At 65.9% G+C, this 20,540-nt stretch carries 17 protein-coding genes, 1 tRNA gene and 2 pseudogenes; 10 read left to right on the top strand and 10 right to left on the bottom strand.

Going from position 1 to position 20,540, the window contains the following annotated elements; translation table 11 throughout:
* Nucleotides 1–74 precede the first annotated feature (74 nt).
* Nucleotides 75–1,007 (top strand): Yip1 family protein, encoded by a 933-nt coding sequence (locus ACFQ6X_RS03810; protein WP_383175358.1) that lies wholly within the window; start codon nucleotides 75–77, stop codon nucleotides 1,005–1,007.
* Between the two features lie 66 nt (nucleotides 1,008–1,073).
* Here ACFQ6X_RS03810 and ACFQ6X_RS03805 read toward each other — a convergent pair whose 3' ends face one another.
* Together ACFQ6X_RS03805 and dcd are read right to left on the bottom strand one after the other, a co-directional pair.
* The gene (locus tag ACFQ6X_RS03805) at nucleotides 1,074–1,574 is read right to left on the bottom strand and encodes a phosphoribosyltransferase (RefSeq protein WP_383175355.1); all 501 of its coding nucleotides are present in this window, start codon (nucleotides 1,572–1,574) and stop codon (nucleotides 1,074–1,076) included.
* Between the two features lie 6 nt (nucleotides 1,575–1,580).
* Complete coding sequence (dcd, locus tag ACFQ6X_RS03800; RefSeq protein ID WP_329209486.1) at nucleotides 1,581–2,156, bottom strand: dCTP deaminase; 576 nt, start codon at nucleotides 2,154–2,156, stop codon at nucleotides 1,581–1,583.
* 477 nt (nucleotides 2,157–2,633) lie between these two features.
* Between dcd and ACFQ6X_RS03795 the strand changes: the two genes are divergently transcribed.
* A tRNA-Gly gene (locus tag ACFQ6X_RS03795) sits at nucleotides 2,634–2,707 on the top strand.
* A gap of 51 nt (nucleotides 2,708–2,758) precedes the next feature.
* On the opposite strand, the pseudogene ACFQ6X_RS03790 reads toward ACFQ6X_RS03795, so the two are convergent.
* Nucleotides 2,759–2,908 (bottom strand): annotated as a pseudogene (locus ACFQ6X_RS03790) (site-specific integrase); the annotation flags it as partial.
* 22 nt (nucleotides 2,909–2,930) lie between these two features.
* On the opposite strand from ACFQ6X_RS03790, the pseudogene ACFQ6X_RS03785 reads away from it, so the two are divergent.
* A pseudogene (locus ACFQ6X_RS03785) lies at nucleotides 2,931–3,233 on the top strand (NUDIX hydrolase); the annotation flags it as partial.
* 24 nt (nucleotides 3,234–3,257) lie between these two features.
* On the opposite strand, the gene ACFQ6X_RS03780 reads toward ACFQ6X_RS03785, so the two are convergent.
* The 3 genes from ACFQ6X_RS03780 to ACFQ6X_RS03770 form a co-directional block, all read right to left on the bottom strand.
* Nucleotides 3,258–3,641, bottom strand: coding sequence for a hypothetical protein (locus ACFQ6X_RS03780; protein ID WP_383175352.1), 384 nt, complete (start codon nucleotides 3,639–3,641; stop codon nucleotides 3,258–3,260).
* A 587-nt stretch (nucleotides 3,642–4,228) separates the two neighbouring features.
* Nucleotides 4,229–4,708 (bottom strand): hypothetical protein, encoded by a 480-nt coding sequence (locus ACFQ6X_RS03775; RefSeq protein WP_383175349.1) that lies wholly within the window; start codon nucleotides 4,706–4,708, stop codon nucleotides 4,229–4,231.
* 224 nt (nucleotides 4,709–4,932) lie between these two features.
* Nucleotides 4,933–8,088: a hypothetical protein gene (locus ACFQ6X_RS03770; RefSeq protein WP_383175346.1), complete on the bottom strand. Its 3,156-nt coding sequence runs from the start codon at nucleotides 8,086–8,088 to the stop codon at nucleotides 4,933–4,935.
* Nucleotides 8,089–8,985: 897 nt separating this feature from the next.
* Between ACFQ6X_RS03770 and ACFQ6X_RS03765 the strand changes: the two genes are divergently transcribed.
* Nucleotides 8,986–9,648 (top strand): hypothetical protein, encoded by a 663-nt coding sequence (locus ACFQ6X_RS03765; protein ID WP_383175406.1) that lies wholly within the window; start codon nucleotides 8,986–8,988, stop codon nucleotides 9,646–9,648.
* 1,740 nt (nucleotides 9,649–11,388) lie between these two features.
* On the opposite strand, the gene ACFQ6X_RS03760 is transcribed toward ACFQ6X_RS03765, so the two are convergent.
* On the bottom strand, nucleotides 11,389–12,177 hold the full coding sequence (locus tag ACFQ6X_RS03760) for an alpha/beta fold hydrolase (protein ID WP_383175343.1): 789 nt from the start codon (nucleotides 12,175–12,177) through the stop codon (nucleotides 11,389–11,391).
* Between the two features lie 340 nt (nucleotides 12,178–12,517).
* Between ACFQ6X_RS03760 and ACFQ6X_RS03755 the strand changes: the two genes are divergently transcribed.
* The gene (locus ACFQ6X_RS03755) at nucleotides 12,518–13,351 is read left to right on the top strand and encodes a PIG-L family deacetylase (protein WP_383175340.1); all 834 of its coding nucleotides are present in this window, start codon (nucleotides 12,518–12,520) and stop codon (nucleotides 13,349–13,351) included.
* A gap of 255 nt (nucleotides 13,352–13,606) precedes the next feature.
* Here the strand turns inward: ACFQ6X_RS03755 and ACFQ6X_RS03750 are convergent, their stop codons facing one another.
* Nucleotides 13,607–14,011, bottom strand: coding sequence for a hypothetical protein (locus tag ACFQ6X_RS03750; protein ID WP_383175337.1), 405 nt, complete (start codon nucleotides 14,009–14,011; stop codon nucleotides 13,607–13,609).
* Between the two features lie 304 nt (nucleotides 14,012–14,315).
* On the opposite strand from ACFQ6X_RS03750, the gene ACFQ6X_RS03745 reads away from it, so the two are divergent.
* From ACFQ6X_RS03745 to ACFQ6X_RS03730, 4 genes are all read left to right on the top strand, one after another.
* On the top strand, nucleotides 14,316–14,900 hold the full coding sequence (locus ACFQ6X_RS03745) for a TetR/AcrR family transcriptional regulator (RefSeq protein ID WP_383175334.1): 585 nt from the start codon (nucleotides 14,316–14,318) through the stop codon (nucleotides 14,898–14,900).
* Nucleotides 14,901–14,977: 77 nt separating this feature from the next.
* On the top strand, nucleotides 14,978–16,336 hold the full coding sequence (locus ACFQ6X_RS03740; RefSeq protein ID WP_383175331.1) for an MFS transporter: 1,359 nt from the start codon (nucleotides 14,978–14,980) through the stop codon (nucleotides 16,334–16,336).
* Nucleotides 16,337–16,351: 15 nt separating this feature from the next.
* Entirely contained in the window at nucleotides 16,352–17,110 is a 759-nt protein-coding gene (locus tag ACFQ6X_RS03735) for an SDR family NAD(P)-dependent oxidoreductase (RefSeq protein ID WP_383175328.1), read from the top strand.
* Between the two features lie 186 nt (nucleotides 17,111–17,296).
* Nucleotides 17,297–17,755 carry a hypothetical protein gene (locus tag ACFQ6X_RS03730; RefSeq protein WP_383175325.1) on the top strand — a complete coding sequence of 153 codons (459 nt, stop codon included), beginning with the start codon at nucleotides 17,297–17,299 and terminating at the stop codon, nucleotides 17,753–17,755.
* A 613-nt stretch (nucleotides 17,756–18,368) separates the two neighbouring features.
* Here the strand turns inward: ACFQ6X_RS03730 and ACFQ6X_RS03725 are convergent.
* Nucleotides 18,369–18,797, bottom strand: a complete 429-nt coding sequence (locus tag ACFQ6X_RS03725; RefSeq protein WP_383175403.1) for a hypothetical protein — start codon at nucleotides 18,795–18,797, stop codon at nucleotides 18,369–18,371.
* Nucleotides 18,798–19,071: 274 nt separating this feature from the next.
* Between ACFQ6X_RS03725 and lepB the strand changes: the two genes are divergently transcribed.
* Nucleotides 19,072–19,740, top strand: a complete 669-nt coding sequence (lepB, locus tag ACFQ6X_RS03720) for a signal peptidase I (protein WP_383175322.1) — start codon at nucleotides 19,072–19,074, stop codon at nucleotides 19,738–19,740.
* 33 nt (nucleotides 19,741–19,773) lie between these two features.
* Here the strand turns inward: lepB and ACFQ6X_RS03715 are convergent, their stop codons facing one another.
* The gene (locus ACFQ6X_RS03715; RefSeq protein WP_383175319.1) at nucleotides 19,774–20,445 is read right to left on the bottom strand and encodes a hypothetical protein; all 672 of its coding nucleotides are present in this window, start codon (nucleotides 20,443–20,445) and stop codon (nucleotides 19,774–19,776) included.
* Nucleotides 20,446–20,540 lie beyond the last annotated feature (95 nt).

Raw genomic sequence — 20,540 nt, 5'->3', positions numbered from 1 at the left:
CAGGTAGGCCGCAATGGCACCCGTGTTCCCCTGGGCACCGCACCACGCCCGTACGGACCAGGTACGTTCGATAGGTGGCTGGATTCAGGATCGGACGCGGCCGGGACAACCGCACACCGCAACAACACCCGCAGCAGCAACAGCCGTACGGCACGCAGGCACCACCGCAGCCGTACGGCCGGCAGTCGTGGCCTCCGGCAGGCGGCAACGGCGCACCGTACGGCGGCCCTCAGGGCGCCCCGTACAACGGCGGGCACGGCGGCAACGGACACGGGCAGGGGGGCGGACACGTGCAGGGTGGCGGACACGGCGAACCCGAGTACTTCGGCGACCCGTACCACCAGCCACCCCAGCAGGACCCGTACGCCAACGCCCCGGGCCACACGCAGGCCTTCAGCATCAACGAGGACCCGTACGGCGACGGGAACACCTACCACGCCGGCCAGGCCCCCGCCCAGCCCTCAGGCCCGCGCCTGCACTGGAAGCAGCTGCTGAGCGGTGTCGTGATGCGGCCGGGCCCGACGTTCTGGCAGATGCGCGACTACCCGGTCTGGGGCCCCGCGATCGTCGTCACGTTCGTGTACGGCCTGCTCGCGCTCTTCGGCTTCGACCAGGCCCGCGACGAGGCGATCCACGCGGAGGTCTCCACGGCCGTCCCGTACGTCGTGATCACGGGCATCGGCTTCGTCCTCGGCGGCCTGGTCCTCGGCGCGGTCACCCACACCCTGGCCCGCCAGCTCGGCGGCACGGGCTCCTGGCAGCCGACCGTGGGCCTGTCCATGCTGATCATGTCGATCACGGACGCCCCCCGCCTCGTCTTCGCCCTGTTCCTGGGCGGCGAGAACTCCCTGGTGCAGATCGTCGGCTGGCTGACCTGGCTGGCCGCCGGAGCGCTGTTCACCTCCATGGTGAGCAAGTCGCACGACCTGCCGTGGCCGAAGGCGCTGGGAGCCTCCGCGATCCAGCTGATCGCCCTGCTGTCGATCATCAAGCTCGGCACGATCTGACCCGGACACCACGCGGAAGGGCCCCGGTGCTCAGCACCGGGGCCCTTCCCACGTCCGCCCGCGGGTCTACGAGTCGAGGACCTGCCCCGTGCGGCGCACGACGGGCTTCTCGACACTCCACGGGAAGTTGATCCACTGATCGGTCTTCTTCCACACGTACTCGCATTTCACGAGCGACTGCGGCTTCTCGTAGATGACCGCGCTGCGCACTTCGGCCACATGGTCGATACAGAAGTCGCGCACCAGCTTCAGCGTCTTGCCCGTGTCCGCGACATCGTCGGCGATGAGGACTTTCTTCCGCGTGAAATCAATGGCGTTCGGCACGGGCGCCAGCATGACGGGCATGTCCAGGGTCGTCCCGACCCCGGTGTAGAACTCCACGTTCACCAGGTGGATGTTCTTGCAGTCCAGCGCGTACGCCAGACCACCCGCGACAAAGACCCCGCCGCGCGCGATGCTCAGCACGACATCCGGCTCGTACCCGTCGTCGGCCACCGCCTGCGCCAGCTCACGCACGGCGAGCCCGAAAGCCTCGTACGTCAGATTCTCCCGCGCCTCATCAGCCATGCCGCATCACACCTGGGTCCGATGGAAATTCATGTACGACCGCGAGGCCGTCGGCCCCCGCTGCCCCTGGTAGCGCGACCCGTACCGCTCGGAACCGTAGGGGAACTCGGACGGCGAGGTCAGCCGGAACATGCACAGCTGCCCGATCTTCATCCCCGGCCAGAGCTTTATCGGCAGCGTCGCCAGATTCGACAGCTCCAGGGTCACGTGTCCCGAAAACCCGGGGTCGATGAAGCCGGCCGTCGAATGCGTCACCAGCCCGAGGCGCCCCAGGGAGCTCTTTCCCTCCAGCCGCGACGCGAGATCGTCGGGGAGCGAGATGACCTCGTACGTCGACGCCAGGACGAATTCGCCCGGGTGAAGGATGAACGCCTCGTCACCCTCCGGCTCGACCGTACGCGTCAGGTCCACCTGCTCGACCGCTGGATCGATATGCGGATAGCGGTGGTTCTCGAACACCCGGAAGTAGCGGTCCAGCCGCACATCGATGCTCGAGGGCTGCACCATCGAAGCGTCGAACGGATCAATGCGAACCCGCCCGGCATCGATCTCGGCCCGGAGGTCCTTATCTGAGAGAAGCACGCACCGAGGATACGCAGAACGCGCGGGCCCGCCCCAACCGGACCGCCCCGCGCGCCTGCACCACGACTCCCCGCCGCCGCTACCGCTCCCCGAGCACCACGGGAACGGCCTGCCTCAACCGGGCACAGCGCGGGCAGCGGATGAGCCGCCCGGGACCGATCCGGTCGGACCCGAGCTGCTGCATCGGGAACGACGAGGTAGCAAAAACGTGCCCTTCGGCACAGCGGACGACGGTGCGCTCCATCGACTCCATCAAGTCCCTTCCCCAACCAAGCCTTGGACGAGACCGCCACATTAGGGGATGAACAGGACGCCACTCCAGGCGGCACTCCGCCCACCCACGCTACGCCCCCAACTCCCGCCACCCACACCCGCGTCCCGTCGCCGAAACGCCGGAGGGACCCCGCGGCGAACACGCCGGGGGCCTGCGATGAGGTAGAGTGTGCGGCGATGCACTGCCGGTCATCGGCGCGCTTCGCGGGTGTAGTTTAATGGTAGAACATGAGCTTCCCAAGCTCAGAGCGCGAGTTCGATTCTCGTCACCCGCTCCATGCAAAAGCCCCAGGCCGGCGGCCGGGGGCTTCTTTGTTGTCTGGACCAGTTCAAGGACCTCGCACCAGATCCGCACCAGAAGGCCCCCGATCAGCCTTCTTACGAGCGGACCGCACGAGGTCGTCCAGACCATTCGCAACTTCCTGCTGTCGCTCAAGGTCCGAGTGCTGGTAGATCAACGCTGCCTTCTCCGACGATTGACGGAGTCCTGGAGCTGGAGGAGCGGAGCAAGGCGTCAGCCGCGAGACCTGGGAAGAGACCGGCATTCGGGTCGAGGTGGACGAGCTCACCGGGGTCTACAAGAACACAACGCGCGGCATCGTCGCCCTGGTGTTCCGGTGCAAGCCGTCAGGTGGGATTGAGCGAACATCCGCAGAGTCGACGGCAGTTGACTGGCTCACGCCCGAAGCGGTCCGCGAGCGGATGGCCGAGGTCTACGCGGTCCGCCTGCTCGACGCATTGGACGGAGCGGGTCCTCACGTCAGGAGCCACGACGGCCGACACCTCCTGGGCGAGTCGGCATAACCGGGAAGACCGAACTCCCGTGGGTCAGCCGGTCACGCTCGAGCAGTCGACCCAGGCGACGAGGTCGGTACTGAAGCCGGGATCATTCACGTGGACGACGCCGAACACGATGTGCTGTCCCTGGGACAGGGGCTTGAGACAGGCGATCGGGCTACTTTCGTGCCAGGTGCCGTTGGGGTCCTTCCACGGCACGGCGCCAAGTCCGAAGCTTTTTCCCGGCTGGCGACCGTCGAGGGCGACCCCGAACTTGTCTCCGTTGATCCCGACTGCTGAGACCGTGCCCTGGAACACCTGGGGGGTCGCAGTATCCGTCGGTAGCGTGTGGCCAATCCCGAATCCCACACCGGCGCCCACCAGGCCCACGGCTACCAGCAGCGCTGGCTTCGACTTGATCTTGCGTATTTCCATCCGCGCAACGTACGCCGATTCCGTCAGCACCGCACCGGGTCGGCATGACGGGCGTGTGCCTTCCTGAACTCGTTCACCTCAGTCACTTGGACGAGTTCCGCGCCAAGCGCGACTACACCGTGCAAGACGCCCCGCGGTAAGAGTTTCTCTACTTCATCAAGACCCGCGCACGGCGCGGGCGCGCGCCGCCTCTGCGGCGCGGCCTGCCTCCTGTCTGCGCCCCGGCTGGCCGCGCCCGGCGGCGCGCTCGTGCTGCGGGCTGAAGCAGGAAATCATCTGCGGGTTAGAGCATGCCTCCGGCGGGGGCGCTCAGACTCCGGGATGGGAGGGGCGCCGTTCGCGAGTGCCGGCGGATTCGTGGTGAGCGTTGTTGGCTCCCATCTCGACCACCTTCGACCCAGGCAGAGCCGAGCAGTCGCGGCCCAGGGCGTCAAGGTCGTTCGTACAGTGGCGCGCTCCACCTTGACGCCCTGAACCACGCCCGCTCCACGGTGTGTGGGCCGAAGGCGGACGGGATGGGAGCCGGGGAATGTGGTGGGCAGCGGGGCTGCCTGATTAGGACACAAATGGGCGAGGCGGGTGCACGCTCACGATCGGATGCGACGCCACCAGGCACTACGGTCTCGTGCTTGCTTCAGTTGGCCAAGCAATGACGAGAAGGTTGCCGGCTGAGGAAGCCACTCCCTTTCCCAGTCCCACTGAAGATCAATGTAGGGCTCCACAACGGCCAGAGCATCGCGCATCTCGACAACGGCAGCTCTGAACTCTGTGAAGCCATCAAGAGGCACCTGTGCGCGTGCTGCATGCGCCTGAGCCAGGTGCTCATCGGTCAGCTCTGGCCAGCGCTCATGTGGTTCCGTTCCCACGTCCACTGGTAGCAACTGGTCTCTTGCAACGCCCCGCAGGTAGTTACGCCGCAGGTTGGCCTTTCGAGTGGCCACAATGGCACGGTCCAACGCGTCACGCCGAGCCGCAACCCAAGCCTGCCGGCGCGCCGCCCATGGGCTCACCATTGCACCAATGATCACGCCAACCAACGCAAATGTAGCGGTCACCCATATACCCACCGAGGCTCCTTCGTTAGACCGTGTTGGTAGCGAGTCTGAAGCACGGCACAGACAGGCGTGCCCTGGGTGCACGCGGATACAGACCGACTTCATCAGTTTGGGGGTCTGCGACGCTTCAGAGAAATGAGTGTGCTGACCTGCGGCGATAGCTTTTTCCGCGCTTCCGAATGTTCCCATTGAGTGGTCCGTCGTTCCCTGCGCTATCTAGCGTGGGGCCAGCACGTCTAGTCGATCAGGCCCCTCTCCAGCAGAGTATTTCGGAGCCGGCGATACTCAGGCGACTCCGTCAGGGACTCCGCCGAAAGCAGGGAGGACCTGGCATAGTTCGCCACTTCTCTGCGGTCCCACTCCTCTTCGAGCCCTCTAACGAGTGCGTCAAGTATTGCCAATGTCTCCGCGCTTTGAGCCTGCATGGATGCCCTCTCGGCCACAGACTGCGGCAAGTCGACTTTCCCCCGACTAGCTTGCAGCGTAATCAGCATGACAGGGTTCCAGTCACTATCTGAGATTGCTGACACTTCCGCCATCCAGCCGAACCCAAAAAGATCGCGCGGATACTTATCTATCGCCAGTCTCCAGAAATCCACGGCTACCGTTACATGATCAGCCACATCATTCTGATCCCTCAGAATCAATCCTAGAGTTTTCCCCGCCTCGGAAATCATGGACTCATCTTCCGCCAGGAAGTTCAGCGTCTCTGTGGGCGAGTATCCTTGCACTTTCCAAAGCATGGCAACCATGTAGTGAACCAAGGAGTTCTTCGCTCCTCGCCGAACGGAATCTCTTACGAGGACTCGATACTTTTCGAGAATCCACGGATAAGGCTGCCCCCACTGCAGAGCAAGATCGATAGACGTCTGTCCCAGAGTTGATGGAGCTTCGCTTCCGAACAGCCACGGCTCAATTGCCTCCAGCCATTCAGGTGCCACGTAGGAGATGAATCTAGCCCTCGGTGCAATGATGGCCCGCGCTTCCGCTCCTTCGCGATCGGGAAGCGCTAGTAGCGTTTCGATGATGCGCAAACCATCGTCGCGAACAATGCCCTTCTCGCGTTCCATTGATATGACGGAGAAAATTGCCTCCAATGCTCGCGTGAAAGGCCTATTGATCGCCGTTTCTAGATAGTCTTCTTGGTTCGAGATAATTCCAGAAGGTTCTGTCGTGTCCTCGACTTCCCCTCTTAGAACCGACCATACGTAGTCCTCCCTGCTGGCGAAGCCCAGGCCTGCTTGCGCGAGCGCTTTAACCAGCGATATCCCTGCGTACTCCGTCGGTCGCCATGTGGGGTCGTAGTCGAAGTCATCGTCTCCCAAGGTAGTTACTGGCCACGGATGAGTGCGCGTTAGTTCGATCAGGTCAACTATGCCGCCGACAGATTCGCCGTCAATATCGGAAATTCCGCTAGTGAGCCCCTGCAGATAATGCGCAATGTAAGTAGGATGCCGAAGCTGACTGGCGATTATTACCGGATCTTTTGACCACTCTCCCGCGTTGGATGAGACGACCGACTCTAGAGCCCTGCCAAGCTCACGCGCACTCACGAGGAAGTCCGCATCCACGGGAGACCAGACGGCGATCCACTGTGCGGCACGTTGCGGTGACATAGCGGAGAGATCTTCGTTACTTATTGGGCTTCTACCGAATCCGACAACGGATCGAATTGGTTCGAACTTTCTTGTCGGCGGCCCGTATGCACCGGCAATTATCGCTATCGTCGTCGACCAGGATTCGCTCACTTGGTTGGGCAGAAACGCACTCCAATGGTACGCCCGAACCCATTCTTTCCTAAGGCCGTTCCCAGCAAGGGAAGTTCCGAGCTCTTGAATATCGGGCGGGACACCCATAGAGAGCTTCCATGCGCACACATAAGAATCATCCGAAATCTCGGAAACTACTCGATGAATCAGCACTTCATCGTCTGCAAGGGGTTCTCGCGTCGCGATAGCCAAGGTCAACTCTTGCATAATTACTTCGGGGTCGACATCTCGCGAGTTGGACAGGATCCATGACCTGGATCTCTCTTGCAAGATAGCCGGAAGGGGGCTTGTGTTCGAGATCAGCTCGTTGTAATCGATAAAATCAATCAACTCCTTAAGGCAACTAACTAGGCCACCCAAAAGGTCCGTGAGGATCCCTCTGCCGTGCCCATCCTCCAAATATTCCCCCAAAGATGTATTCCGCATCAGGAAGATCACCGAATCGAGCTCTTCTTTCGGGGTGTCCGAAATTCTATACGCCAGGATCTTTAGTCTTTTCAGCCCGTTCTCTTCGTTCACCCCTGAGACATAGGCTTCCATGAATTTTTTTACGTAGGACGCCGTGTGCGACCAGTTCGAGTGGTTCAAGACAATATTGGCCACGCTTTCGACGAATTCATCCGACGCCGCACCCGTTTCCACTGCACTAATGGCAAAACTGGAGATGGCTGGTGAGCGTGGGTACTTCTTGAGACTAAATTTCAGGATTGCATGGCCATGCTCGGCAATATCCAGTGCTGCACGTGCGGGATACCACGCAGCTGCCTCATTGTGAATGAATTTTCTTGCTAGTTTTTCAAGGATCTCGGCAAGTTGTGCTGGGTGACTCACCTTGAGCTTGTCGACCGCAGCGAAAACGGGCCAGCCATGACGGCCAGTGGGGGGATCCAGCAGCTCTGTCTCCACCAGGAGGTGGAGCCATGCTGGGGATTCGAGCTGTCCCATAAATCGCCGAAGATGGTGCGGGCTCATCACGATCTGCTTGAGGGTCTCCAAGTCCTCAACCTTTGGATTCTCCAGCTCCGCCAATTCATCGAGTTCCGCCAAGCGAATTTCGGGGGGTGTAAAAAGCTGACGAAGGATTGCCACACAGTCGCGCCAAATTTCCCTTGCCGCCGTTATTGTCAGGCCACTGTGCAGCCCCCTGTCGAGGCGACTCAGGAGTTTTTGGTAGGTCGAAATTGGAGCTATATCGCCAGCAGAAAGGGGTTGCGTCCCAGTGCGATCGACGATCACAGCGATCAATCGTCGCTGGTGCACGGCTTCCTGCTTGTGGAATGTGTCCAGGGTGTCAATTTTACTCAGAAGTTGCTGACGAGAACTCTCCCTGTCCTCGTCAGTCAACTCGGCAGCTGCCAGCAAAAGATTTTTGGCTTCGACAACTTCACGCGACAGAACTTTCCACTCGCCACCACTACCAGCCTCACTTCGAGAGGACGGAATGGCTTTCATTGCTTCTCTAAGCGCATAGGCAATGAGAGATCCGTGCTCGGGAAGAGAGTTATCCTCCAGGGAAATCAGAGCCCGAGTAGACCGTAGAAAGCTTGCCGCTCGCCTGCCCTCGTCGTTCAGCTCATCTATGAGGTGGTTGAGCAACGCCTGCTCAAGCTCAGGTATGTCCATGTTTCCTTTTAGCACACGGCGGCAATCTCTGGTGCCGGAACTCGAACTCTGCAGATTCTCACGCTGAAGGCCGGCCGAGCGGCTTTGGTCTAATGTTGCTGCCCTGGGACAGCCGAGACGACTGTCAGTACGACGGCGAGGGTTGCCCTGTCCCGACCTCCTGGACCTGGCCTTGCCAAACGCCGATCATCCGAACCACCGTGAACAGTGGCGGCCGCACCAGATGCGCACCAGGCAGGCCAGGGATCAACGGCCAACCACGGCCACGGCGGTACGCGTCTTCCCATCCCGATCCCGGCTGTTTCTGCAGTTCAACAGGCATTACAGAGCGAAGCCACTCGTGATTCCCAAGCTCAGAGCGCGAGTTCGATTCTCGTCACCCGCTCCATGCAAAAGCCCCAGGCCAGTGGCCAGGGGCTTCTTTGTTGTCTGGACCGGTTCGAGCGTCCCGTGCCAGATGCCTGGTCATCCGACTTTTCGCGCCGAGCCCGTACGAGGCGGTCGAGGCCGACCGCCACCTCACACGGCCGCTCCAGGTCCGAGTGCTGCCGCAGCCGTCATCGTGTACACGATCGGGCTCGGCGGGCACGAACCGTCCTGCTTCCCGCTGGGCTTCGATTGCCTGCTGGAGGACGGTCGCGTCGTCGCGGCCAGCGGACTCTACGGCTTGCCAAACGCGCGCCTCACCGGTTGACGGCGACGGCTCAGGCTCCGCCCGCATCCCCGCGCCCGAAACAACGTGCCCCTTGAGCGGGGGCGGCGCAACCCGACCCCGTTCTTCGGAACGGATGTTGCTGAGACAGAACCCGGACATGCGCAGGATCATTTCAAGTCGACTCGGCCCTAGTGTCATCGGTGCAAGCAGGAAGCACCGCAACCAAGCCGCTGGAGATCATGATGCGTTCGCTCCTCGCCACCCGTTCCGCCCGTCTCGCCCTCGCCGCTGCAGCCGTGACGGCCCTCGCCGCCACCTCCACCGCCTGTAGCCCCGACGACGTCGCGGACACCAGCAGCTCCTCGGCTCCCTCCGCCGCCGGCGGCGAAAGCGACAGCCCCTCCGCCAGCGGCTCCGGTTCCAGCGGCTCCACCTCCACCCCCAGCGACTCCAATGACAAGGCCGCCGGCTCCGGCGACGGCGACAAGAGTGGCTACGGGCAGTCCTGCGGCACCAACGACCTGGACTTCACGCTCACCTCGGAGACCCAGGCCGGCGGCTATTACCTCGTCACCGCCAAGGCCAAGTCCGGCATCACCTGCTACCTGGACGTCAACACCCCCAGCGTGTCCTTCGGCTCCGGCGCCGACGGCCTCGCCTCCCCTGTCGGACAGGGCGGCGCAGACCCCATCAAGCTCACCGGCTCCGCCGTCGCATACACCGGGATCAGTCCCAAGACCACCAACAGCGATGGCGGCAAGGAATTCGAGAACGTCATCATCGCCACCACCAACGACGATCCCGACCCCGCCGAACTCAAGCTCCCCGACACCGCCACCGTCGACAAGCCCATCGTCACCAACTGGGCCACCAACCGCGCCGAGGCCGTCCCCGCCATCGTCTGACGAACCGGACCGACACCTCCGACGTCGCGCTCTACGGCATGCACAGCCGTGCCACAACGTGCCAGCAGGGGCGGTAAACAGCAGTCACCAAGGGGCTCATGAAGTGGCCACGAGGGCGCCATCTCGCGCCAGATGCGCACCAGTCGACACAGCGAACTGCGGTCAACAGCGGCGACCGCAACAGTCTCCCCGATTAGTCCAACGGGCATCGCTGCTGGTCAGCTGGTGAGCTGGTGAGCTGGCATAACGTTGCCTGTGATTCCAAGCTCAGAGCGCGAGTTCGATTCTCGTCACCCGCTCCATGAAAAGCCCCAGGCAGGCGGCCGGGGGCTTCTTTGTTGTCTGGACCAGTTCAAGAGCCCCGTGCCATATCCGGCCAGATGCCTGGTCGTCAGCGGCTTCGCGCCGAGCCCGTACGACCTGGCCGAGGGCGGCGCCGGAGCCGGATGACTTCTGTGTCGACTTCCCCGTCGACGTGCTTTGGCGCGACGGCCTGCTCGTGTGGGTTGATCTCGTCGACCCGGTACGCAACATCGTCGACTACTGCTTGGGCGGCCAGTTCGACCGCACGGGCCTCCGGTGCGGGACCCTGAACCCGCACAACCCGGGGGATCATCTGGACTGCCACTTCACGCGCCGGGGCGACATGGGTTCACTCAGCGCCCTTGCCGACGAGTTCGTCGATTGGATCACCCGTGAGACCGAGCCTTGGCGGAGGAGTCATCCAGTGCTCCCAGAGTCGGCCTGATCGTGCCGTCACCATGCTGAGCTGGGCAGGCGTGCCCTCCAGATCTCCAATCTGGCTGACATCCCACCCCGCGTGCACAGGGGCCTGACAGGCGCCCGGGGATCGAACCCCTAAAGCGGTGGCTTCCTGGCAACCAGCGGCCGCGGCCAGCTAACGCAGGCCACGAGTGCGCTGCCGTCCTCGGTGAGGAACAGCAGGGTGAACCGTGTCCGATTTTCAGGATCGATCAGCGCTGTGCGCACGGGCCGGCCGTGCTCTCTGATGAGCTGCACTGCTCGTTCCAGCCCAGGAGGTTCGAATCCGCGCATCCGCATACGCTGAAGTCGGCGACTGAAGACTCCGGCATGCGCACCAGTGGGTTGTACTCGCTCTTCCACCGAGTAGGGGGCGCCGCTGCGGAGGGCGGCCAGAGCTGTCACGGACGCCTCGTCATCACCGGCCAACAGCGATTCCAGCTCATGCCGGTCCATGGGCACCCCGTTTGGATCGTGCGGTACAGCAGCCAGGTACCGCAACCTTAGTAACCCTCCCGCACGGTAGCGTCCCTCCGAGCCCGCTCAGCGGCCGGTATGCCCCCGCTGGCCGATCCCGCCGGAGCTACGGATCAGGAGGTCAGGTCAGTCCGGGACGCGCGTGCCACTCACGTGCCAGACAAGGCGGTCAGCAGCGGTCAACGACGGGTGCTGCGAGGTGCCTCAGGGATCACTCTGGCGCTCGTTTGCGCCGGCCAGAGACCCGAGCATGTCTGAAAGAGATCGGTGATTCACAAGCTCAGAGCGCGAGTTCGATTCTCGTCACCCGCTCCATGCAAAAGCCCCAGGCCGGCGGCCGGGGGCTTCCTTGTTGTCCCCGACCGGAATGCGGATGCCGTCACGGCGGCCTACTCGGCCTGGTCGCACATCGTGACAACGTCCCGCGTAGGGCGGGGCCCGCACACGGCGAGGCCGGACCGTCGCCGGCCGGCCGTTCCGCGCAGACCGTCCGGCCCCTCCTCACCGCTGCGGCACCGCCGTGAGGAAGTCCAGGACGAGGGGGCTTGCGACGGTACGGAACTCCTCGAAATAGGCATGGCGCGCTCCGGGAATCATGTGCAGGTGGGCGCCGGGGATGCGGTTCGCGAGCAGAGGGGCGTTGGCCGCGGGATTGAGCATGTCGTCGCCGCCGTGCACGACCAGAGTGGGTGCGCTGACGCCGGGCAGAAGCTGCCAGGCGTCGTGCTGGTTGCTGGCCGCCAGGTGGCGGCGCTGGGCGTGGGCCGGCATGTCCGGGTCGCCGAGTGTCCGGTAGGGGCCCGTGTGGGTCGCCAGCCATGTCGGGGTGTACATCAGCTCAAGAAGTGCCTGCCGCGCCGCGCCCGGTTGTCGCTGTACCAGCGACCTGCGCACGTCGTTGTCGCGTTCGACGCCGTGCAGTCCACCGGGTGACGTGCAGCCGAGAACCAGGGCGCGCACCCGGTGCGGATGGCGGGCCGCGAGCTGCTGGGCCACGCGTCCGCCCATGGACGTGCCGTAGACGTCGGCCCGGTCGGCACCGATGTCGTCGAGCACCGCGATCACATCCTGAGCGAAGAGCTCGGTGCTGTACGGCTCGTCGGGTTTGTCGCTCTCCCCCGTACCGCGGTAATCGAGGGTGAGGGTGCTGCGGGCCGCGTGGAAGTCCTCACGTACCCCGTCCCACCAATGGTGGTTGTTCGCCTGTCCTGCCAGCAGGACAAGCGGGGCCCCCTCGCCCCGGACCTGATAGGCGATTCGGACCCCGTCAGGCCTCGTCGTGTACGGCATTCGGCTTTCCCTCCTCGTAGGCAGGGGGTGAAGTGCTCGATTCTGTTGTACGGCCTCGGCATCGGAGGGCCGCACCCCGCTCCCCCACGAGGGCGAGGCTGTCGGCCCCTGCAGCGCCAGTCCGTCGTGGACGTTCCTGTCTGCTACGTCTGGAAGGCCAATCGGCCGCGCTGGGAACAGCAGGACCGGCCGACGCGGTTGCATCCCAGGGACCGGCGCGTACTGGCGGGGAACACGGAGACCACACGGTCGCGCGCCCCACCGGGTCCCGGACCCGGGATCGCAGTACGCCCGCCGCGCACGCGGACCAAGACGTAGTTCTGCAGGAGGACTGTTTCTCATGACTGACCGGCCCTTGACGCTCATGGCGGTACACGCCCACCCCGACGACGAGGCCACCGGAACCGGAGGGGTCCTCGCACGGTATGCGGCGGAAGGCATCCGCACCGTTCTCGTCACGTGTACCGACGGCGGTTGCGGTGACGGACCGGGGGGCGCCAAGCCCGGCGATCCCGGGCACGATCCGGCGGCCGTCGCCTTGATGCGCCGTCAAGAACTCGAGGCGAGCTGTGACGTGCTGAAGGTCAGCGATCTGGAGATGCTGGACTACGCCGATTCCGGGATGGCGGGCTGGCCGAGCAACGACGCTCCGGGTTCCTTCTGGCAGACCCCCGTGGAGGAAGGCGCCGCCCGGCTGGCGGAACTCATGCGGCACTACCGGCCCGATGTGGTCGTCACCTACGACGAGAACGGCTTCTACGGCCACCCCGACCACATCCAGGCGCACCGCATCACGATGGCGGCGCTGGAGATGACCGCGCTGACACCGAAGGTGTACTGGACGACGATGCCCCGCTCGATGATGCAGCGGTTCGGGGAGACCATGCGCGAGTTCCATGAGGACATGCCGGAGCCGGATCCTGCCGAGGCCGCCGCGATGGCCGAGATCGGCCTCCCCGACGACGAGATCACCACCTGGGTGGACACCACCGCATTCAGCGGTCAGAAGTTCGATGCGCTGGCCGCGCACGCCAGTCAGGGCGAGAACATCTTCTTCCTCAAGATGGGCAAGGAGAGGTTCGGCGAGTTGATGGGCATGGAGACCTTCGTACGCGTCAAGGACGCCACCGGAGCGGCCGTACCCGAGAGCGATCTCTTCGCCGGACTGCACTGATCCGCCCGCCGGTCCGTAGTCGGCTCCGGAGCAGCCTGCCTGACGAGGATGGTGAGGTCGTCCAGGTCGACGTGCTTGCAGCGCAGCTCGGCTTGCTCCTCGGGACGGACGGGAGCTGACGGGGAAGTACGGCGGCCGAGGGACAGCGCACACGGGAACGGCCCCCGACCGGTTCACCTGGTCAGGGGCCGTACAACTGCGGTGGGTGTGGGATCTGAACGCCCGGTGGCATCACTGCCATGACGGTTTTTGAGTTCACTTTCGAGTTGAGTCGGACCTCTCTTTGACGGCGGCGATCACGGCGGTTCCGGCGCAGGTCACGGCGAGGGACCCCATCATGATCATCACCACGCCGACCAGGAACAGTCCGCTGGAGTCGTCCGACCAGTCGTAACCGGCGGCGACGGTCAGGCCGACCGGGACGCCGAACGCGGCGCCTGCGTAGTAGCGCCGGGACGCCGCCCAGTACACCGGCGCCAGCAGCGTCAGCACCAGCCCGATCACCTGCCACGCCTCGTAGGGGCCGGTCTCGGAACCATCAGGCTGGACGTCACGGTGCTGGTCCCAGCCCAGCCAGGCAGCCCACACGGCTAGCGTCATCACAGCCAGCACGAGGATCGACACCAGCTGGGGAACGAGTTTCAGAGGTCGTTGCGGCATGGCTCAAGCGTGTCGGATCACCCCGCAACCGGCCAGAGTCCATGTACTCACCTCCGCTTGAGTAACTCGGCCACGGATCACAAGTTCCCCGTGCCACAACCGCGCCGGATCGGTCGGGGACCCACGGGAACTGCGGCTGCCGGCGGAGCCCACAGTCAGCAGGCACCGAGGCCCGCGTTCCGCAGGTGCGCAGCGTGTGCAGGCACACCGTTGAACACGCGAGGAGCAAAGGGCAGCTCTCGTCAACTTCGCTTCGTTGGACGTTTATTGACCGATCGTTCTGCATTGGACTACGGTCTCCGATGTGGCCAGGACCAAGGAATTCGATCCGGATGCCGCTCTGCAGGCAGCCCTTGAGCTGTTCTGGCGGCGCGGCTACGAAGCGACGTCGATCGCCGATCTCGTCGAGCACCTCGGCATCGGTCGCGCCAGCATCTACGCCACCTTCGGCAACAAGCACGAGCTGTACCTGAAGGCCGTGGACCGGTACTCGGAGGAGCGCGATCCACTGCTCCTCACCGAGCTGTCCCAGCCGGGACCCGCGCTGCCCGCGGTGCGGGCGACCGTACGCCGCTTCGCCTCGGAAGCAGCCTCCCCCGGGGACCGGCTGAATGGCTGCCTCATCACCAACACGGCGGCCGAACTGGCCCCGCACGACCCTGCGGCGGCCCGCCGGGTCGAGGTCAGTTGGGAGCACTTCGAGACGCTGCTGCAGTCCGCGCTCGTACGAGCCCGGGCCCAGGGCGAGCTGCCCGAGGATCGCGATCCGCGTGCGCTGGCCCGCATGCTGCTCGTCCTGCTGCAGGGCGTACGGATCGTCGGCAAGGCATCCAGCGATCCCGCCCGGGTGCGGGACGCGACCGAGCAGGCGCTGACCCTGCTGGACTGATTCACACGCGCCGGAACCTCCGCGGCCTCTCTCGCACGCCCGAATAATGGACCGATCGATCAAATATGGGGAGCGCCATGACCGCCGGGGGAGCCGCCCACGTCGTCGACATGCAGCACCGATACGCCTTCGTCCTTCTCGGAAGCGTCCAGACCACGCTGATCTTCACGCTCGCCGCGATCGCTGTTCCGCTGCCTCTCATCGGGCGAGAATTCGGCCTGCAGCGGCCCGACTTGATCCTGCTCAGCGCCTCATACGGACTGACCTTCGCCGGCCTGCTGCTTTTCGGTGGCCGCCTCGCCGACCGCTACGGCGGGCGGCGTACCCTCGCCGTCGGCCTCCTCCTCTTCGCCGCGGCCTCGGCCGCCGCCCCGTTCGCTCCCGGCATCGGAGCACTGCTCGCGGCACGCTTCGTCCAGGGCGCAGGCGCAGCCCTCGTCGCGCCCGCCGCCATGGCGGTGCTGCGTATCGTCTTCCGCTCCCCCACCGCGTACGGCAGGGCGATGGCCACCTGGGGCGGACTCTCCGTACTCGGCGCGACCGCCGGCAATCTGCTCTCCGGCGTCATCCTGACGTGGCTTTCGTGGCGTTGGACCTTCGTCGTACCACTCGTGGTCGCGCTCACCGCCCTGGCCCTCGCGCCCCGGCTACTGCCGCACACCGCTCCGAACCGGGGCAGGACTCTCGACCTGCCGGGTGCGCTGCTCGCCACCACGGGGATCACCCTCGCCAGTTACGGACTGGTCGTCACCGACGTCCGACCCTGGTCGTCGACCGGCGTGCTCGTGCCACTGCTCGGCGGGGCCGTACTGCTTGCCGCGTTCCTGTACGCCGAGCGTCACGCCCGCGACCCGCTGCTGCCGACCCGCTTCCTGCTCAACCGGCGGCGCGCCCTCGCCCTCACGGCCATCGCGCTGAGCGCCTGCGCCACCGCGATGACCTTCGTCGTCCTCTCACTCCACCTCCAGCAGACACGCGGCTGGTCACCGCTGCGGACCTCGGCCGCCTTCGTACCGTTCGCCATCGCGCTGATCGCCTCGGGCCGGGCGGCAGGGCCCCTCGTCGTCCGGTACGGGGCCGGCGCCGTCACGACCGCCGGGCTCGGCACCGGCGCGGCCGGGCTCGCCCTCCTCGCCTCCACCGGACTCCACGCGCACACCCCGTACGCGTACGGGCTGCTGCCGGGCCTCGTGCTGCTGTCGGCCGGCACCGCGGCCTCCTTCGGCGGAGCCGCCGTGCTCGCCACCGCAGGCGTACCGCCGCAGCAGACCGGGCTCGCGGGCGGTGTGCTGAACAGCGCGATGGAGCTCGGTCCAACCGTCCTGTTCGCCCTCCTGCTCACGCTCGGCGGCGACCCCCTGTCCCTGGCCGCGACGGGGTGTGCCCTTGCCGTCGCAGCCTTCCTGAACCATCGCACCGACCAATCCACCGCTTGAAGGAGTTGCCGAACAATGAAGAGCTTCACTGGCAAGACCGTGCTCGTCACAGGCGCGGGCTCCGGTCTCGGCCGCGCGATCGCGCTCGCCTTCGCCGCCGAGGACGCGTCCGTGGTCGCCGCGGGTCGCACCGCGGCCTCCCTCGACGAGACGGTCGGCCTCATAGAGGCGGCCGGCGGCACGGCCGCCGCCGTCACCGTCGACGTCACGGACTCCGGCCGGCTCCGGGACCTGGTACGCGAGAGTGTCACCCGCTTCGGCGGGCTCGACATCGCAGTCAACAACGCCGGGATACTCCGCGGCACCGTCCCCGTCGGAGAGGTGAGCGAGGAGGACTGGGACGCGGTACTGCGGACCAATGTCACGGGCGTCTGGCTGGCCATGAAGCACGAGATCGCACACATGAAGGAGAACGGTGGCGGGGTCATCGTCAACATCTCCTCCAACCTCGGCGCCCACCTGCGTATCCCGAACGCCGCCGCGTACATCACCTCGAAGGCAGCGGTCTCCGCGCTGACCCGCGCCGCGGCTCTCGACCACATCCACCAGGGCATCCGCATCAACGCGGTCAGCCCCGGCGCCTCCGCCGCTCCCATGTCGCTACGGCCCGGTGAGACCGAGGCCGACCGTGCCGAGCGGGTGAAGTCGGAGAACCCACTCGGCCGGGTCGCGGAGGCCGAGGAAGTGGCGGCTGCGGTGCTCTACCTCGCCTCGCCCTCGGCCGGCGCGGTGGTCGGCACCGACCTGGTCGTCGACAGCGGGGCATCGGCCTGACGTTTGGCAGGCTGGGGTGACCACCCCAGCAAGAGGCCTCACCACGACGGGCTGGAGGCGGACCCGCGGTCTCCGGTCTCCGCAGGCCGCCCCCGTTCGGCCCGCCCCCGTTCGGCCCGCCCCGGGCGCACTCCGGGTGCCTGGTGAGGCTTGCGCCGACAATGATCGAAGAAATGAGGTGCCTTGATGACGGTCTTCCAGTGCCGCGGCTGCCACCGTGCGGTAACCCCGACGGTCAGCGAGCGGTCCCTGCCGGACCCTGATGTGGATGAAGGGTGGTACCGGGCGGAGGCGTCATCCCCGGATGCAGGCGGGCATTCCGCTGAACCCATCGTGCGGATGCCTCCGGGGGCGTTTGCGGTCGATCCCGATCCGTCAGGCCCACCGTACGTACTGGATAAGTCGTCCGGCTTCCTGGTGGAGTCCGGCCCGAGCGGCACCATCGTGCTCAACCCCGGCGACGGCCTCGGTCTGGAGGAGCACCCCGACATCGCGATGCGTCGTGGCTACTGCTGCGGGATGGACGGCGAATGGGGGCCCAACCTGGCATGCACGTGCGGCGCAATCATCGCCACCATCTACTCCGATTGCTATCAAGTGCAGGAGCTGAGACTGCAACCCGACGCTGTTGAACGATGCGATTGATGGTCAGGTGACCCGCCTCCACGCGTGGCCACACAGCGCTGCCGCGACGGTTTTCGGGATCACGGTCAGTCGCCGACGAACCAGAGGTATCGATGTGTCCCGCTCTGAACTACCTGGCACAAGTCACGGGCTTGGTCCACCCAGGCACCTCCGTAGGCTTCGGGAAGTCGATCGAGCTCCTCGAGCAGGAGCGGAACCTGTCGCTCGTTGAAGACAGCATCCCCGTAGGGACTCAGCGCCCACAACATCGGGAAGTTCACCGAATCGAGCGCCGGGAGGAGGTCCGTCCATTCCAGTCCACCCTGGGCACGAGCCACGGCCCTTCCCCGGTCCCCACGCACCACCATATTGATCACTCGCCGACCCTACTGACCCTTGACCCCGAGCTGACAAGGCACAGGTCTCCGCGCCATCGGACTCAACACCGACAGGCAGCCGCGGCCGACGGACCCGAGCGCGGCCGTCCAAGCGTGTGACGGCGGTCGAGTCAGGTCCGAGACCCTCTGCAATCCCAGGCCAGAGGCCCGGGGTCTTGCACTTTGCCGCTTCGCCCTGACGCCGGCGGCCTGGCCCCTTCCCCTGCGACCAGGCCGAAGTGTCCCTGCCCTGCCGGTCAGCCGTGCATCGCGGTGCTGTAGACGTAGAGCGCGATCACACCGGCGATGCAGACGAGGACCACCCACGAGCCGAAACTGGTGTGTTTCCCGCTGCTCTTGGGCCGCGCGGCCTTCCCGGACCGACGGGACCCACGGGACCCCCCGGGCCCTGCCCGTCCCGGAGCGACCGGCGCCACATCGGCCGCCGCTTCGGCGAGCAGGCGTCGGCAGGTCGCTGCGAGCACGCCCGTACCGGCGGAGAGGGGCACCACGGCCTCCGAACGCGCCGGAGCGGTGGTCCCGCCGTCCAGGATGCGCCCCGCGCGTACGAGGACCTCGTCCCGGCCGCCCGCCGGAGCGAGGCTGATCCAACGCCGTACATGCTCACCCCGGATGACCACACCGCCGGACCGCTCCCGGTACACGGTGTGCTCCCGCCACAGAATCGCTGCCAACTGCCCGGCAGTGTCCCTCAGTTGTGTGCCCACAACCCCTCCCCCTCCGCCTCTCGGCGAATCGAACAAGCATCGCACTCTAGTAGGAGGTGCTGAGCGGGGGTCAGCAGCCCCCACCGTGACCGCTCCCTGCGCCGGCCGAGACCGCACAGGTCCCCGGATCCACCCACCTGGGCGGCCGTGGGGGGTGAGGCGCGCCTCCGTTCCGGGACCGCTTAGCCTCTGCTGGTCCGCCCGGTCCAGGGCGTTTCGAGGGAGGGTGTTCATGCATCAGCGGGGAGCGGGCAGAGGGCTGAGAGTCGCGGCCTGGGTACTGGTACCACTCGGGCTGCTCCTGGCGGTGGGAGGCATCGGGTACTTCTTCACGCATTTCCAGGGGGCCACCGTCATGAGCGAGGCGATGGAGCCCACGTACCGCCAGGGCGACCGGCTGGTCATCGAGGGCATCGACGCGGGCGAGGTACGCAGGGGTGATGTCGTACTCGTCGATGTGCCCGATCGCTATGTGGGCGGTCCGGTCCTGCAGCGGGTCATCGGGATGGGCGGCGATCACGTGGTGTGCGACGGAAGTCGGATCAAGGTGAACGGCAAGCCGGTCGACGAGCCGTATCTGATGCGCGGCGAAGTGAACCCGGCGACCGGTCCGTACGACGTGCGGGTGCCGGAAGGGCGGCTCTTCCTGCTGGGCGACCACAGGGGCAACTCGAACGACTCGCGGTTCTTCCTCGACGAGCAGTCGGGCAGCGTCGCGGCCTCCGGGGTGCTCGGGCGCGTGCACAAGGGTTTCGCCGCGCCGGCGGCGTCGGGGGCGCTCGGAGTCCTTGGGGTCTTGCTGGCCCTGGTAGGGACGGGCCTGGGGATCGGGGGGTACGTGGCCGGACGGAGTGCCCGGCGGCCGCTCGCGGCTGTGCCCCCGCCGTGGCCCGCGGCCTGAGACCACGCACGACACCGGGACAGGGTGTTCGCCTCAGTCGTAGAGGAGCGAGGCGGATGGCGCGGTCGTTCCCTGGCGGCCCGGCGTGGTGTACGCGAAGTTGAGCACCGTACGCCGGAGCCCCGGACGCCCGAGCGGGGTGACGCGGTGGGCGGTGCGGTCGCTCCGCAGGAGGTAGCCGTCGCCGGGCCGGTGGTGCACGAGCCGGGCGCCGGGTGCGTCGAGGCCGTCGAGGTCGCTGCCGGGGTGGAACTCCAGCAGTCCGCCGTCGGCGGGGTGCGGCGGGGCCTCCAGGAAGAGCACGAGGGCGAGCGGGTAGTCGTCGGTGTGCGCGCCGTGGGTGTCGCCCGGACGGTGCAGGACGTTCAGGACGTGCCGTTCGACGGGGTCATGGACGGCGACGACCGTCTCGCCCAGGAGGGAGGACAGGAGCCGCATCAGTTCCCGTTCCTCGTAGAGACCCGTGATGAGCGGTGAAGCGTCGGCGATCTGGTGTCCGCCGAGCGTGGTCATGTGCCGGGGGCTGTCCGCCATGCAGGGCATGCGGAAGTCCCGCCGTACCGCGTCGGACTCCAGTCGGCGCGCTTCCCCTCCGAGCGCCGCCAACCCCGAAGGGCTGATGAGCCCGGGCAGGGCGACGTAGCTGTCGGCGGAGAACTGTCGGCGCAGGGACTCCCGGCGCGAAGACACGGGCAACGAGAGCATGGACGATCCATCCCTCATGCCCGAACAGGACAAACCCACCTCGACCCGGGCCGCTCAAGACGAAGGCGTGCCCCCTCAGGCAGCAGGCCGGGGCT

Origin of the sequence: Streptomyces sp. NPDC056452 (assembly GCF_042796085.1) — a bacterium.
GTDB lineage: Bacteria > Actinomycetota > Actinomycetes > Streptomycetales > Streptomycetaceae > Streptomyces.
Note: the sequence above shows the minus strand (reverse complement) of the source record. Positions and strands in the feature narration are given on the sequence as shown.

Coding starts and splice junctions, on each gene's coding strand:
- ACFQ6X_RS03805 (WP_383175355.1), bottom strand. CDS start 1,574: ATGGCTGATGAGGCGCGGGAGAATCTGACGTACGAGGCTTTCGGGCTC.
- ACFQ6X_RS03735 (WP_383175328.1), top strand. CDS start 16,352: ATGAAGAGCTTCACTGGCAAGACCGTGCTCGTCACAGGCGCGGGCTCC.
- ACFQ6X_RS03780 (WP_383175352.1), bottom strand. CDS start 3,641: ATGGAAATACGCAAGATCAAGTCGAAGCCAGCGCTGCTGGTAGCCGTG.
- ACFQ6X_RS03750 (WP_383175337.1), bottom strand. CDS start 14,011: ATGCCGCAACGACCTCTGAAACTCGTTCCCCAGCTGGTGTCGATCCTC.
- ACFQ6X_RS03730 (WP_383175325.1), top strand. CDS start 17,297: ATGACGGTCTTCCAGTGCCGCGGCTGCCACCGTGCGGTAACCCCGACG.
- ACFQ6X_RS03755 (WP_383175340.1), top strand. CDS start 12,518: ATGACTGACCGGCCCTTGACGCTCATGGCGGTACACGCCCACCCCGAC.
- ACFQ6X_RS03765 (WP_383175406.1), top strand. CDS start 8,986: ATGCGTTCGCTCCTCGCCACCCGTTCCGCCCGTCTCGCCCTCGCCGCT.
- lepB (WP_383175322.1), top strand. CDS start 19,072: ATGCATCAGCGGGGAGCGGGCAGAGGGCTGAGAGTCGCGGCCTGGGTA.
- ACFQ6X_RS03770 (WP_383175346.1), bottom strand. CDS start 8,088: ATGGACATACCTGAGCTTGAGCAGGCGTTGCTCAACCACCTCATAGAT.
- ACFQ6X_RS03740 (WP_383175331.1), top strand. CDS start 14,978: ATGACCGCCGGGGGAGCCGCCCACGTCGTCGACATGCAGCACCGATAC.
- ACFQ6X_RS03715 (WP_383175319.1), bottom strand. CDS start 20,445: ATGCTCTCGTTGCCCGTGTCTTCGCGCCGGGAGTCCCTGCGCCGACAG.
- ACFQ6X_RS03760 (WP_383175343.1), bottom strand. CDS start 12,177: ATGCCGTACACGACGAGGCCTGACGGGGTCCGAATCGCCTATCAGGTC.